The sequence below is a fragment of the Rickettsiella endosymbiont of Miltochrista miniata genome (genome assembly GCF_964031245.1).
GTDB lineage: Bacteria > Pseudomonadota > Gammaproteobacteria > Diplorickettsiales > Diplorickettsiaceae > Aquirickettsiella.
Genome location: NZ_OZ035017.1, coordinates 305,868 through 320,043 on the forward strand (window position 1 = coordinate 305,868; position 14,176 = coordinate 320,043).

Annotated in this window: 10 protein-coding genes; 5 read left to right on the forward strand and 5 right to left on the reverse strand. The window is 37.5% G+C overall.

Annotation, left to right across the window (positions count from 1 at the left end):
- Nucleotides 1-95: 95 nt before the first annotated feature.
- The 4 genes from AAHH40_RS01400 to dapB form a co-directional block, all read right to left on the reverse strand.
- Nucleotides 96-293: a hypothetical protein gene (locus AAHH40_RS01400; protein ID WP_342220346.1), complete on the reverse strand. Its 198-nt coding sequence runs from the start codon at nucleotides 291-293 to the stop codon at nucleotides 96-98.
- 467 nt (nucleotides 294-760) lie between these two features.
- Nucleotides 761-2,059 carry a hypothetical protein gene (locus AAHH40_RS01405; protein WP_342220347.1) on the reverse strand — a complete coding sequence of 433 codons (1,299 nt, stop codon included), beginning with the start codon at nucleotides 2,057-2,059 and terminating at the stop codon, nucleotides 761-763.
- Nucleotides 2,060-2,180: 121 nt separating this feature from the next.
- Nucleotides 2,181-2,819: a 16S rRNA (guanine(527)-N(7))-methyltransferase RsmG gene (rsmG, locus tag AAHH40_RS01410; protein ID WP_342220348.1), complete on the reverse strand. Its 639-nt coding sequence runs from the start codon at nucleotides 2,817-2,819 to the stop codon at nucleotides 2,181-2,183.
- 34 nt (nucleotides 2,820-2,853) lie between these two features.
- Nucleotides 2,854-3,546, reverse strand: a complete 693-nt coding sequence (dapB, locus tag AAHH40_RS01415) for a 4-hydroxy-tetrahydrodipicolinate reductase (RefSeq protein WP_425287987.1) — start codon at nucleotides 3,544-3,546, stop codon at nucleotides 2,854-2,856.
- Between the two features lie 91 nt (nucleotides 3,547-3,637).
- Between dapB and AAHH40_RS01420 the strand changes: the two genes are divergently transcribed.
- Entirely contained in the window at nucleotides 3,638-4,516 is an 879-nt protein-coding gene (locus tag AAHH40_RS01420) for a DMT family transporter (RefSeq protein WP_342220350.1), read from the forward strand.
- Between the two features lie 11 nt (nucleotides 4,517-4,527).
- On the forward strand, nucleotides 4,528-7,167 hold the full coding sequence (gene pepN, locus AAHH40_RS01425) for an aminopeptidase N (RefSeq protein ID WP_342220351.1): 2,640 nt from the start codon (nucleotides 4,528-4,530) through the stop codon (nucleotides 7,165-7,167).
- A gap of 26 nt (nucleotides 7,168-7,193) precedes the next feature.
- Here pepN and AAHH40_RS01430 read toward each other — a convergent pair whose 3' ends face one another.
- Complete coding sequence (locus AAHH40_RS01430) at nucleotides 7,194-8,096, reverse strand: DMT family transporter (protein WP_342220352.1); 903 nt, start codon at nucleotides 8,094-8,096, stop codon at nucleotides 7,194-7,196.
- Nucleotides 8,097-8,315: 219 nt separating this feature from the next.
- Between AAHH40_RS01430 and AAHH40_RS01435 the strand changes: the two genes are divergently transcribed.
- From AAHH40_RS01435 to AAHH40_RS01445, 3 genes are read left to right on the forward strand one after another with little or no spacing between them, the layout of a single operon-like run.
- A complete protein-coding gene (locus tag AAHH40_RS01435) occupies nucleotides 8,316-9,827 on the forward strand; it encodes an efflux transporter outer membrane subunit (RefSeq protein ID WP_342220353.1) in 1,512 nt (503 codons plus the stop codon).
- Nucleotides 9,828-9,839: 12 nt separating this feature from the next.
- Entirely contained in the window at nucleotides 9,840-10,991 is a 1,152-nt protein-coding gene (locus AAHH40_RS01440) for an efflux RND transporter periplasmic adaptor subunit (protein WP_342220354.1), read from the forward strand.
- A gap of 43 nt (nucleotides 10,992-11,034) precedes the next feature.
- The gene (locus tag AAHH40_RS01445) at nucleotides 11,035-14,118 is read left to right on the forward strand and encodes an efflux RND transporter permease subunit (protein WP_342220355.1); all 3,084 of its coding nucleotides are present in this window, start codon (nucleotides 11,035-11,037) and stop codon (nucleotides 14,116-14,118) included.
- Nucleotides 14,119-14,176: the final 58 nt, after the last annotated feature.

The window sequence follows — 14,176 nt, forward strand, 5'->3', positions numbered from 1 at the left end:
ATTCTGCCGCTGCATCGAATAATGAAACCTTGGATATACTGATCATTATAGAGTTGTTCAAAGCTCAAAAACTGCTTTTCCAATTTCCATCAACTCTAGACTTTTTCACTCGTAGCTAAGAAACGTTGACAAGCGGAAGATAGTTTACCCGTGCTTAAACTATTCCTGAGGTTGGTAGGGTTTTCATGGACATAGTTATTTATTTGATCAAGTTGAGCGAAAGTTAATTCTGAATCAGTAAGTTCAAAACATCCGGTATCAACAAGGTGTCTAAAAGATTCAGCAAATGGCATAATGACTTCTTTTATTGTAGTTGTTTCCTATTTTTTCGTAGCTTTTTTAGTCCAATCTATATTTTTAAATTGACTAGATCAAAAATTATATATTTTATATGAAATTTAAAATAAATTAGATTATCAAACAGGGAGTTAAATTTTATCCCATTAGAGATCTAACGATTTTGGGAAAAACTTTATAAAAAAATGTGTATAGGGAATTTGTAACAAAGCGACGTTCACAGTAACATTATTACAGTCAATCTAGGTCAATTGTAGCGTAAACCAAAATATCGCAAGACGTTGATTGTTAATGATTTTCAAACTAAATACCAGGTTCGAAGCCTGGTACTCTATCCAGGAGCTACGGGCGCTTAGACTTAAAGAGGCAGGATTCTAACAGGTTGTAACTTATTCAGCTAGCTCCTCGCTAACACCTTTCTAAATATGTAGGAATTTCTATGCATCCTTCATTACCTAGATTTTTATACATTATTGATTCCAACATTTGGATGGTCATAATTCTGCAAATGCATAGTTTCAGGAGAAGCATAATCGGTAAAAAAACTACTCACTATATTGGGTAATACAGTTTTAAAATTTTGTATATTAGATGAGTCTAAATTTTTAACTTGATCTTCAAGATTTTCTTTTAAGTCATGAAGTTGAATGCTAACTGCTGGGGTATTCAAGTTATTTGCTAAAGCGAGCATTTGCGGTAAATTATAAATTAACGCTGCTCCAAGATTAGCTATCCACTTTAATGCTTCTGCAGTATTTCCAGAATATCCCAATTCTTTTAAACTATCCGCCATGGCCTTATGTGTGGTAAAACCGGAGAATAAAGCGGGTAGTACAAAAAGCACTGCCAACAAAGAGGGTTTTTCTAAAGACATGAGTTTTTTACTGATGGAATTCACACCTTTAATAGAAAAACCTGCGCCAGGTATACCATTGCCAATGGCAGCTATTAAACCTAGAAATATACTGATAGAACTAGTAGTCCCAAATTTTTTTTCGGATAAGTCGCGCATACCTAAATAGCTTATTAATAAATATGCTGTAAATTGCGGAATACTGAATAAGCCTATGCTCGCATTAAGAGAATAATAATTTATTTTTTGACATAAACTTAAATCATTATTGGTTTTAAATTGAGAGATTAAGTCTCTTTGTAATTCTTCATTTAGCGGTTCATTTGGGTCGGATTGAGAATTTGATTGAGCAAACTGTTCAATTACAAGATTAATTTCCTCGATAAGTTTTTCTTTCTGCTTATCGGTTTTATTTTTTAATAGAGAAGAAATACTATTAATCAATTCCATGGATCCAACAATATTGACGCCAATGTTAAGCAAGGCGGATACTACTTGTAATGTCATATTGGTTCCGTCAATATAATTTCCTTCTTCATCAACTATATTCATAAACAAATTAGGCGCTACACACGCGATAGAAAAAAAGATCGCCAGTGAAAGTTGAAAAGGCATTTTAAGCAGCGCAGGACATTGTTGTAGCAATTCATTATAGCTTTGTAAGTTAAAAGTAAAATTGGTCCCTATTCCACCTAAGATGGCGGCAGGATATTTTAGCCATTCTGCAACAGAAGCTCCTGCTTTAATAGATGGATCGTAATAGGTAATAGTACTAACTCCTGATGTTACAGCTATGGCTAATGATTTAGGGGTTAAATATTTTTTTAAGGGATTTATTAGCGCTTGAAAAAAACCAGGAGAACGTTGTGTAGGAACTAAAGGCATAGTTTCATCATCAAAGTTTTGCATTTTATTATCCTTGGCGAGGGAGTAATTAACTTTATGGGATTAATAATTGTAAGCTAGAATAATTAATCTTTTCTTAACTAACAAGAAATTAATTGAAGCGTAGCAAAGAAATTTTTATTTATTAATTATTTGAACCAACGATTAATAGATGTCTTTTTTCATCAAGACCTGAAATTTTCAAGGCTTTGGTGTCAATCAGTTTGAAATCTGCATCCAGCGCAGCGATTTCTTCTGCAGGATATTGCCCTTTCATCGCTAAAAAAATTCCATTTTCGCAGCATAAATGTTTAGTTTTATGTAAAAATTCATTGAGCTGGCTAAAGGCGCGACTGACTACGCTATTAAAACAATTTTCAGGATGATATTTTTCGACGCGCAAAGAAATGATATCTATGTTGGTAATCATTAATGTCTGTATGACATGTGTTAAGAAGCGAGTTTTTTTTCCGTTACTATCTAATAATGAAAAACGATATTGAGGATGCGTCAGCGCCAAAGGAAGGCCGGGTAAACCGGCACCGGTACCGACATCCAATATATTTGGTCCTTGCAAATACGGACTAATAGCAAGGCTATCGATAATATGTTTGCTAAGCATCTGTAAAGGATCGCGAATGCTGGTTAAATTATGTATTTGATTCCATTTATGTAATAGCAATACGTACTCGACTAATTTTTTACTGGTTATTTCATTAATACTGAAATGATTCTGGCTTAATTGATTTAAAAGCTCGGTATGTAACAGTTTGAAGTCGACCATGTAGATTTTCCGTAGAACAGGCTTAGGTAATTTTTTATAAAAAATTTTCTAAACCGTAAACTAATTTTTTTAACGATATTACTTTTTTGCAAGCTAGTAATACGCCTGGCATATAGGCATTACGATCTATGGTTTCATGGGAGATAATGAGATTCCCACCGATATGACCAAATAGCACATCTTGTTTGGCAAGAAATCCTGGCAGACGTAATGCATGTATTGGGATCTGATTCTTAAGCGCGCCACGTGAACCGGTTAAGGTTTCGTGAATTTTCTTGGTGCTAGGGAATGTTTTTCTACCGGCGCTAATCAATTCGGCTGTTTTTATGGCGGTTGCAGAAGGTGCATCCAGTTTATTTTCATGATGTGTTTCAATAATTTCACATTCGGAAAAATAATGTGCGGCTTGTTCAGCAAAACGCATCATTAACAAAACGCCTATACAAAAATTGGGTGCAATAATTCCGCCTAAGTTTTTCCCAGCGCAAAGGCTTTGCAATTCTTTTATTTGCTCTGGAAGTAAACCACTAGTACCAATAACAGGATGAGCATCTGCTAGTATGATGTTTTTGGTATTTTCAAAGACCACGGCTGCATTGGTAAAATCAATGGCAATATCGGCTTTGCTGGACAAGAGTGATTTTTTTAGTTCGTCGCTACTGTGAGTTTCTGCTACTAAATCGAATGTTGGATCCTGCTTAATCGTTTTAGCAGTGATTTGCCCCATGCGGCCAGCAGCACCATTAACGAGAACGCGAATTGACACGATAAATTCTCCTGTTGTTGCAAGGGATGGGAGTGACTATACTCTATATTTTATGAAATTATCTAGTAAAGCAAATCTTTATCTTATTTTAGCCACCTTGATGTGGGGGATTACTTTTCCGTTGACTCGAAATGCTTTGACTGAGGTCGATCCGTTTGTATTTGTGAGTTTACGTTTTGCTTTAGCTGCGCTGGTTTTGTTACCTAGTGTCTGGATTTTGTTCCACAACACCACCCGATCTATTTTGCGTGGCAGTTTGATCATTGGAGTTCTCAATGCAGGGGCTTATCTTAGTCAAACCATAGGTTTAGAAACCGTGCATTCTGCACGTGCGGCATTTATTACAGGCGCTAGTGTTATTTTAGTTCCTTTTCTAGCGCCTTTGTTTAAACTAGAAAAACCAAGTCGCTTGGATTTGTTGTGTTCGGGCATAGGATTTCTAGGGCTTTATGTTTTAATGGATGTAAAACATCTTTATCTCGGGCATGGCGATTTATGGATTTTTTTAGGGGCTATCTGTTTTTCCTTACAAATTACTTATCTACAACGTATTAATCAATTGATCGGCGATTACCAATTATTAGCTTTTTACCAACTTTTGTTTACCATTCCTTTTGTATTTTTATTTACTAAAGGTCATTCTTTTAGTGCCGCTTTGCAGCCGCAAGCTTTAATTGGCATTATCTTTTGTGCTGTATTTGCAACCAGTTTGGCGTATTATTTACAAAATAAATATCAAAAATTTACCAGTGCTCCGAAAGCCGCGTTGATATTTGCCTTGGAACCGGTATTTGCTAGTTTATTTGGCGTATTGATTAACCATGAAATGTTGGCAAAAACCACACTGGTTGGTGGCTCATTATTGTTGATAAGCTTAATTCTTCCAGCGGCAGTGAGCTTGAAAAAAGAATCTGATCCTCTCATCAAATAATAGGTAATAAAATGACTGAATTAAAAACTACCTTTTTAAAAGATTACATCCCACCTAGTTTTTTGATAAATACGGTTGAATTAACGTTTAAGTTAGATGAGGATTTGACGCAGGTTAATTCTCGTTTGACGCTTATTCGTGACTCGGTAACAGAAAATAAAAATAAATCACTGGTTTTGCAGGGTGAGAATTGCGAATTAATTTTTATTAAACTTGACGGACAGCTTTTACCAGCGAAAGAATATCAACTTAAGGATCATGAATTAACTATTTTTCAAGTACCTGACAAGTTTAGTCTTGAGATTGAAAATAGAATTAAGCCTAAAGAAAATACCGCATTAAGTGGATTGTATGTTTCTCGAGGAATTTTTTGCACTCAGTGTGAGGCAGAAGGTTTTCGTCGCATCACTTATTTTTTAGATAGGCCCGATGTGTTAGCGCGTTACACCACCACTATTATTGCTGATAAATCAAAATACCCGATTTTATTATCAAATGGTAATAAAATCGCCGAGCAGGATTTAGCGAGCAATCAACATTCTATTACTTGGGAAGATCCATTCAAAAAGCCCAGTTATTTATTTGCCTTGGTTGCAGGTGATTTAGAATATATTCAAGATGAATTTGTAACTCAATCACAACGCAAAATAAGCTTACAGATTTTTTCTGAAAAAGGTGAAAAAGATAAATGTCTTCATGCAATGGATTCTTTAAAAAAAGCCATGCGTTGGGATGAACAAGCTTATGGTCGTGAATATGATTTAGACATCTTCATGATTGCGGTCATCGATGATTTCAATATGGGAGCGATGGAAAATAAAGGGCTTAATATTTTCAATGCACAGACCATTTTGGCGGATCCGAATTCGGCAACCGACGCAGATTATAGTTATATTACCAAAGTAGTAGGGCATGAATATTTTCATAATTGGACCGGTGATCGCATTACTTGTCGCGACTGGTTTCAATTAAGTCTTAAAGAAGGATTGACTGTTTTCCGTGAACAGGAATTCAGCGAATCTATTGGTAATCCTGCTACTGAACGGATCAACACGGTAAGACAATTAAGAGCTATGCAGTTTGCAGAAGATGCAGGTCCTTTAGCTCATCCCGTGCAACCTGATTCTTATATTGAGATTAATAATTTTTATACCATGACGGTGTATGAAAAAGGCGCTGAAATCATTCGCATGATGAAGGTCTTAGTGGGTCAAAGGTTATTTCGTAAAGGCATGGATGATTATTTTATCGATCATGATGGACAAGCCGTCACCATCGAAGATTTTGTTAAATCGATTGAGAAAGGGAGCGGTTACGATCTAAAACAATTTCGTCGCTGGTATAAACAATCGGGAACACCGGAATTACAGGTTGATTACCATTATTCACCCGAAGAAAAAACCTTTGATTTGATACTTAAACAACATTGTCCTGCTACACCGGGACAACCGACTAAAAAACCTTTTTATATTCCTTTAGTGATGGCGTTATTAAATCCAGAAGGCCAAGCTATTGATTTACAATTAGTCGGTGATGATAAACCTATGGGGATAGAGTGCACATTGAAGCTGAGAGAGTCCGAACATGTTTTTCAATTTGTTAATGTCCAAGCTAAACCGATTCCTTCTTTATTAAGAAATTTTTCTGCACCAGTAAAACTTAAAGTTAAATATTCTGACGAAGATCTTGCATTTTTAATGCAGTCAGATACCGATGGTTTTAATCGATGGGATGCTGCACAGGAATTGGCAAGTCGAATTGTGTTGCGCCGAATTCAATCCTCAGCATCAAGCGAAGACTCAGCAGTTAATCAATTGATTAAGGGATATAAAATTCTATTTGCTGATGATAAGCAGGATAGTAAGGATCTATTGGCAGAATTATTAAGTTTACCTAGTGAAGCTGCTTTTGCGGAACAAATGCCTATTATTGATATCGATGGGATTCATGAAGAAAGAGAATGGTTGCGTTTTCAATCTGCTAAAAAATTAGAAAATAACTTTTTACATTGTTATCAAGTCTGCCATGATTTAAAACCTTATGTTTTTGATAAGAAGTCGGTGACGAATCGACGTTTAGCTAACCTAAGTTTAACCTATCTCATGTTATTGCAAGACCCCAACGTGCATCATCTCTGTGTGGATCATTACAAAAAAGCCGATAACTTAACGGATCGAATGGTGGCATTGAGTGAAATAGTTAATCATAATTTGTCGCAAAGAGATCGTTTTTTAAAAGAGTTTTATGAAAAAAATTCAGCTAATTCTTTAGTGGTTTGTAAATGGTTGGCGATACAAGCGCGTGCTCCACTGCCGGATACCTTGCATCAGGTTAAAAAATTACTGAAGCACCCAGCTTTTGATTGGAAGAATCCAAATAAAATTCGATCCTTGATTGGTGTTTTTTGTTCAGAAAATCGTAGTCAATTTCACGATCGTTCAGGTGCAGGTTATGTATTTTTAAGTGAACAAATACAGCGTCTTGACCCGATCAATCCTCAAATAGCGGCGCGTTTAGTAAAACCTTTCACGCAATGGAAGCGTTTTGATGCCAATCGTCAAGCCTTGATGCGTGAACAATTAGAAAAGCTCATTAAAATACCAGGACTTTCTTCAGATGTGTATGAAATGGTGAGTAAAAGTTTGTTATAAACTCTTTGCACTTGAATTTTGTATGGTCAAATGGTCTGTTTAGCCAAAAAGATACCCACTAAGGCGATCAACATACCGATCAGTTGACTGAGGCCTAAATATTCTGAAAAAAAGTACCAACCTGCCATCGCAGCCACCATCGGTTGGATAAGCAAGGCGGTTGACGAGAAGGTAACGGGTAAATAGGGTAAGGCATAAGCGATCAGTCCTTGTCCTAAAATATGCGCAAACAAAGCTAGAGCAAATAAAATGATCCAAGCCATTTCCGTTTGCGGTATAGCCAGCTCGCTGGACAGGCAGGTGATGATAAGCAGAGTGAGCATGCTGGCAAAAGTTGATATCGCCATACTTGAAAAAGCAGTAAATTTTTTACGCGCTCGATTCAGTACTAATAAATAACCGGCATAGAAAAAAGCGGTGATGAAGGCCAATCCATCACCCATACGGATATTTTTGTCCATGTGAAGGGTAGGATGAATTAAGACGGCTATACCTAAAATGGCTAATAATAAACCAATCACTAATTTTTTTTGTGGTGGCTTACGTAAAACAATCCATCCCCATAAAGCGATAATGATGGGTGAAAAGTTAGCAATTAAAGTCGAATTAGCGATAGTCGTATATTGAATAGAAAGATGCCATGTGGCTAGATCGCCGCCAAATAAAACACCTGAAAATAATAACCAAAGATAATCTCTTAAAATCGGCGCCTGCCTATCATCGGGACGAGTATAGCCTTGTCCTATGGAAAGTAAGGTTAAAATAGGAAAGGCGATAGCCACTCGCCAAAATCCTGTCGCAATTGGACCTACTTCGCTTAATCGGACAAAAATAGGAGCAAAACCTATCGCTATAGCACCTATCACTAAATATAATAGGGCAAGTTTACGTTTTTTCGCTGAACCAATCCTTTTTAAATGCTTGACCATAAATTAAGCTCCAATAAAAGAAACCTTGTGCTTATTTTTTAAAGTTATCAACAGGAGAGATTAGGTTTCCAACTGTTTAATTAAAGCATAGTTTGTCTTGAGCGTACCGATAAGTTTTATATCAGCGCAGTTTTTCACTAAGTTCTAAAAATATCGTCTATGATATGAAAGTACACTAAAAAAAATACGTATATAACAGAGTAAAAATGGACAGATGTAATGTGGGCTTTTTATAGGAGCTGTTATCAATTTGCCATGATTGCCATGATGTTGGGTAGTCTAAGTGCTTGCCTGGTGGGGCCCGATTTTGTATCACCTGAACCTCCGAAGGTAAATCATTACACAAAACCTCCGTGGCCTTGTAGAACGGGCAGCGCGCCAGGGCATGGAGGAGCGTCGCAGCAATTTATTCAAGCCAAAACTATTTCCGCGGAGTGGTGGCGTTTATTTCATTCACCTAAAATAAATAAACTCATTTGCCAAGGTATTACTAACAGCCCTAATTTAAGAGCGGCACAAGCTACCTTACGCGAAGCACAGGAAAATTTAAGTGCGGGCATAGGAAATGGTTTGTATCCAAATATCTCAGCTCAATTGACAGCGCAGCGTGGTTCTAACACTGGATTTTTTTCGGGCAATGCTACAAATAATTCGATAACCACAACCTCAAGTGGGATTCCTTCCGCAATATTTAATCTATTTAATGCCTCATTAAATGCTTCTTATGTACTTGATTTTTTTGGAGGAATACGCAGGCAAATACAAGGTTTACAATCCCAAGTTGAATATCAATATTTTGAACTTCGCGCGGCATACCTGAGTTTAACATCCAATATTGTGACTACAGCTATTACCATTGCTTCGTTGCATCGACAAATTTGTGTGACAAAACAATTGATACGGGAACAAGCCGCACAATTGGCGATTATAAAAAAACAATTTGATCTCGGCGGTGTTTCGCAAATTGAGGTGGTCGCGCAACAAACGCAGTTGGCGCAAACGCGAGCAACTTTACCGCCTTTAGAAAAAAGTTGGGCGCAAACACGTCATTTGCTGGCTATTTTAGTGGGCGCTTTCCCTAGTGAATGTCATATTATTCCGTCTTTGGATTTGGATGAATTGCACTTACCGACAGAACTTCCATTGAGTGTGCCTTCTGCATTGGTTCGACAAAGGCCCGATGTGCGTGCCGCTGAAGCGTTATGGGAGGCGGCTAATGCTCAAATAGGCGTTGCTACGGCTAACTTATACCCACAATTTGCGTTGAATGGTTCTTGGGGTAAATCTAATTCAGTCGGAAGTCAAGTATTTAGCTCGCAAAGTAACTTATGGAATATTGGTGGGGGATTACTTCAACCCCTATTTCGAGGTGGTGCTTTAATTGCTGAACGTCGTGCGGCTATTGCTGCTTACGATGCTGCTGCTGCCCAGTATCGAGAAGTCGTACTGAAAGCTTTTCAAAATGTAGCGGATACGTTAAGAGCAATAGAAGCGGATGCTCGAGAAATGCGCGCACAAAAACAGGCCGAATCAGCGGCGTATACAAATTTATATTTGGTGAAACAACAATTTTCTTTAGGCGGTGTCAGTTATCTTTCTTTATTGGATGCACAACGACAATATCAGCAAACACGCATTAGTTTAGTACAAGCAGAAGCCAGTCGATACGCGGATACTGCAGCCTTATTTCAAGCTTTAGGGGGTGGATGGTGGAACTCGAATTGTCAGTAGAGGATCACAAACGTGCATAAATTAAAAAAGCATTTTACTAGGCCAATGATCATCATGTTGATCAGTGTTGGTGTGCTTTTTATTCTGGTATTTGGTTATCAAGCTATCCACCATCTTTTTATTCGACATGCGATGCAAAAAAATACTGCACCTGTTGTCACCGTTTCGGCTATGCGTGTTGAATATTCGTGGTGGCAACCCAAGATTTTGACTTATGGCAGTATGCGTGCGGTAAACGGAGTCTATGTCACCACGGAATTAGCCGGATTAGTGCGCACGGTTTATTTAAAACCTGGCTCGGAAGTTAAAGAAGGGGATGTATTAGTACAACTCAATGCTGATTCAGATGTGGCTTTACTGCATTCCCTAGAAGCGCAGGAGAAATTAGCCGAAATTAACTATCATCGTGATAGTGCGCAATTTGCTGTTAAAGCGATTAGTAAAGCCGTGCTTGATACCGATGAGCAGAATTTAAAAAATCTGCAAGCACAAGTGGCGCAACAAGCGGCTATAGTCGCCAAAAAAACTTTAAAGGCCCCCTTTAGTGGTCGTTTAGGTGTTTCGACCGTAAATGTTGGACAATATCTTAACCCAGGCGATCAAGTCATCACTTTGCAAGCTTTAGATCCATTGTATGCTGATTTTTTTATTCCGCAGCAAAAGTTAGCGCAATTACAGATAGGATCTATAGTTAACATAAAAACAGATACCTATCCAGATAAAATTTTTACTGGGAAAGTGACCACTATCAACCCAATTGTGGATGTTAATACGCGTAATGTGCAAATTGAAGCGACCATCGCTAATCCACAGTCTGAACTATATCCTGGTATGTTTGTTTCAGCCGAAGTACTTACTAGCCCAGTCAAGCAATTTTTAACTTTGCCACAGACCGCGATTAGTTTTAACCCTTATGGTGAGATAGCTTATATAGTGCAACAAAAAGGAAAAGCTAAAAATGGAAAACCACAATTGAGCGTACTACAAACCTTCGTAACCACCGGTGAAAAACGCGGTGATCAAATTGCAATTTTAGAGGGTTTAAAAGCAGGTGAAATGGTTGTTACTAGCGGACAGCTCAAACTAAAAAATGGCAGTCATGTGGTGATTAATAATTCAGTAGTACCGAATAATAATCCTGCACCGGTAGCTATTGATGAGTAAATGATGAATAAACTAACGGATTAGTTTAGGGATAGCGATTTTTATGCGCTTTACGGATATTTTCATTCAGCGGCCTGTGTTAGCGACCGTGATTAGTTTATTAATCTTGGTGCTAGGAATTCGTTCGTTAACTTTGCTACAGGTTCGACAGTATCCTTATACTGAAAATGCTGTAATAACCGTTTCTACGGTATATACCGGCGCCGATCCTGCTTTGATTGCAGGATTTATCACCACCCCTCTAGAAAATTCTATTGCCCAGGCGCAAGGAATTGATTATTTAACATCAAGTAGTACACAAGGCAGCAGCTCGATACAAGCTAATTTGTTACTGAATTATGATCCGAATAAAGCATTAACCGAAATTAATACCAAAGTAAATGCCATTCTTAATCAATTACCTAAGCAATCTCAACAACCGACATTAAGTATTGCTATCGGTGAAACCATAGACTCGATGTATATTGGTTTTTATAGTCCTAAGTTAGCGAGCAATCAAATTACTGATTATCTGACCCGAGTGGTACAGCCGAAATTACAAGCTGTAAGTGGTGTTCAGCAAGCTGAAATTGTCGGCCAACATTCATTTTCACTTCGTGCTTGGTTAGATCCCGCTAAATTAGCTTCTTATGGTTTAGGTGCCGATGATGTGGCGAATGCACTAGCTAATAATGATTTTATTGCTGCTGTTGGGCGTACTAAGGGCGATATGGTCACTGTTGATTTAACTGTAAACACGGGTTTAAACAACGTAGAACAATTTCAAAACTTAATTGTCAAAGCACAAAGTGGCGCGATTATACGTTTAAAAGATGTCGCCAAAGTGACTTTAGGTTCACAAAGTTATAACACTTCCGTAAAGTTTGATAATAAACCGGCCGTTTATATCGGCATTAAAGTGGCACCGACCGCTAACGTGCTTTCTGTTATAAAAAATATAAGAAAAGCGATGCCTGCTATCACAGCACAGTTACCACAAGGACTAAATGGAAAAATTGTTTATGATGAAAGTCGCTATATAAATAGTTCTATTCATGAAGTGATGGCCAGTTTGATAGAAGCTTTAGTAATCGTTACGTTGGTTATTTTTTTATTTTTAGGCTCTATACGTTCGGTGATTATTCCCGTTATTGCTATGCCTTTATCCTTAATAGGGGCATTTTTTATTATGCTTTTACTGGGCTATACGATAAATTTACTCACCTTGTTAGCCTTAGTATTAGCTATAGGTCTAGTCGTCGACGACGCAATTATTATTGTAGAAAATATTTATCGACATATAGAATTGGGTCAGTCACCTTTTGAAGCCGCTATCAGAGGTGCTAGAGAGTTGGCTATTCCCATTATTTCAATCTCGGTAGTTTTAATTGCAGTTTATGTACCGATAGGTTTTATGGGAGGATTAACTGGTGCTCTGTTTACTGAATTTGCCTTTACATTAGCGGGCGCGGTTGGGATTTCTGCCATTATTGCCTTAACGCTTTCTCCCATGATGTGCTCACTCTCTTTAAAACCCAGTGTTAAGGATCAACATAAAGGTTTTGTGGGTTTTATTGACGCTAAATTTGATAAATTACGTGAATTCTATGAGCGACTTTTGCATGGTTCACTGAATAATGTATCCGTAACCATTGTATTTGCATTAATTATTTTAAGTAGTATTTATTTTTTATATGTAACTTCTAAGAATGAATTAGCACCTCAAGAAGACCAAGGGCTTATTATCAGTTTATTAACGGCGGCGCCTAATGCGACTTTGCAGCAAACGCAATTATATTCCAATCAGGTGTTCAAAATTTTTGAAACTTATCCTGAAACCGATCATGTTTTTCAATTAGATGGTGTTAATGGACTTAATACTAGTATTGGTGGGATGGTCTTTAAATCATGGAATGAACGCAAGCGCACCACCAATCAATTACAACCGCAGATACAACATTTATTTGATGGCATAGCAGGAGCCCGCGTAGCTGCATTTCAAAAACCTTCTTTACCGGGTGGAGGAAGCGGATTACCCGTACAGTTTGTCATTACCACTACGGATGATTATGTTAAATTAAATGATGTTTCCCAAGCGTTATTAGATGAAGCGCGTAAGAGTGGCTTATTTGTTTATTTAGATACTGATCTTAAATTAGATAAACCTCAAGGAGCCATACAACTTGATCGCGATAAAGCATCACAACTCGGTTTAACGATGGCCGATGTGGGAGATTTATTAACCTCTGCGATGAGTGAAAATTATATTAATTATTTTAATTTTGATGGTCGTTCTTATCAAGTTATCCCGCAAGTGATACGAGGTTATCGTTTGAATGCCGATCAATTACTTAATTATTATTTAAAAATCCCCAATGGTTCGATGATTCCTTTATCAACGATAGCACAATTAAAAACTATTGTGGTACCAGAATCGATTAACCATTTTCAGCAGCTAAATTCAGCCACTATTTCAGCCGTTCCTTTCCCTGGTGTGACTATGGGCGATGCATTGCAAGGCTTGCAAAATATAGCTAAAAAAATATTTCCAGAAAACTATAATATGGATTACGCAGCTCAATCGCGTCAATACCAGCAGGAAAGTAGCGCCTTGATTTTAACTTTTTTCTTAGCATTAATTATTATTTTCCTTTGTTTGTCGGCGCAATTCGAAAGTTTTCGTGATCCATTAATTATTTTAATCAGCGTGTCTATGTCAATTTGTGGTGCACTTATTTTTATAAGCTTAGGTGTCGGTGGAGCGAGTTTAAATATATATACTGAAGTGGGTTTGGTGACGTTAATAGGCTTAATTAGCAAACATGGAATTTTGATTGTGCAATTTGCTAATGATTTACAACAAGAAGGAAATAAAAAACGTGAAGCTATACAAATGGCTGCCGGTATTCGGCTTCGACCTATCTTAATGACTACTGCTTCGATGGTTTTAGGCGTTATTCCGTTAATTTTCGCATCTGGAGCCGGTGCTATTAGCCGTTTTAATATCGGTTTAGTGATTGCTTCTGGTATTTCTATTGGTACCTTATTTACTTTATTTGTCGTGCCGGCCATGTATTTACTGTTGGCTCAGGATCATCAAGCACACACGGCAAGTGATATGCCGGGTGATCCGGTATTGAATGGATAAGTCTATTTATTTGAGATATTTACTAAGAGTTGTTAAGCTTTAGCAAATGTGAATCTTT

What these genes read in the sequence shown, in the direction of transcription:
- pepN (WP_342220351.1), top strand. Translation starts at nt 4,528, where the DNA reads ATGACTGAATTAAAAACTACCTTTTTAAAAGATTACATCCCACCTAGT.
- AAHH40_RS01405 (WP_342220347.1), bottom strand. Translation starts at nt 2,059, where the DNA reads ATGCAAAACTTTGATGATGAAACTATGCCTTTAGTTCCTACACAACGT.
- dapB (WP_425287987.1), bottom strand. Translation starts at nt 3,546, where the DNA reads ATGGGGCAAATCACTGCTAAAACGATTAAGCAGGATCCAACATTCGAT.
- AAHH40_RS01430 (WP_342220352.1), bottom strand. Translation starts at nt 8,096, where the DNA reads ATGGTCAAGCATTTAAAAAGGATTGGTTCAGCGAAAAAACGTAAACTT.
- rsmG (WP_342220348.1), bottom strand. Translation starts at nt 2,819, where the DNA reads ATGGTCGACTTCAAACTGTTACATACCGAGCTTTTAAATCAATTAAGC.
- AAHH40_RS01420 (WP_342220350.1), top strand. Translation starts at nt 3,638, where the DNA reads ATGAAATTATCTAGTAAAGCAAATCTTTATCTTATTTTAGCCACCTTG.
- AAHH40_RS01445 (WP_342220355.1), top strand. Translation starts at nt 11,035, where the DNA reads ATGCGCTTTACGGATATTTTCATTCAGCGGCCTGTGTTAGCGACCGTG.
- AAHH40_RS01400 (WP_342220346.1), bottom strand. Translation starts at nt 293, where the DNA reads ATGCCATTTGCTGAATCTTTTAGACACCTTGTTGATACCGGATGTTTT.
- AAHH40_RS01435 (WP_342220353.1), top strand. Translation starts at nt 8,316, where the DNA reads ATGTGGGCTTTTTATAGGAGCTGTTATCAATTTGCCATGATTGCCATG.